Here is a 410-nt window from a genome sequence, read left to right on the forward strand (position 1 = left end):
CGCGGCCGGACCAGGGCGCGGGCGAGGTGCTGCGGGCCCTGGCCGGGATCGACGCCCCGGAGCTCGCGCTGCACGCCGCCGGACTCGTACGCGCCTACGCCGAGGGCCACCCGGAGGACACGGCGCACACCGCCGCCTACCTCGACCGCCGCCTGGAACACGGACCCGCCGCCCGCGCCCTGCTGCTGCCGCTGCTCACCGGGCTGCTCCGGGACCGTCCGGCGGCGGCACCGGTCCGGGGATCGCTGGCCGCGGTGCTCGCCACGCCCGGCAGCCCCGCCTCGCAGCCCGCCCGCGACGAGCTCCTGGAGGTGCTGCTGGACGCCGAGCAGCGCGGGGGGACCCCGGACCCGGTGGTCCTGGAGGCCCTGCTGCGGGCCGCCGCGGCCGGATGCGCTGCCCGGTCGCCC

Annotated in this window: 1 pseudogene; it reads left to right on the plus strand. The window is 80.7% G+C overall.

Annotated elements, in window-relative coordinates:
• A pseudogene (locus G3I41_RS12890) lies at positions 1-410 on the plus strand (serine protease); the annotation flags it as partial.

Source organism: Streptomyces sp. SID9727 (assembly GCF_010550605.1).
Lineage (GTDB): Bacteria > Actinomycetota > Actinomycetes > Streptomycetales > Streptomycetaceae > Streptomyces.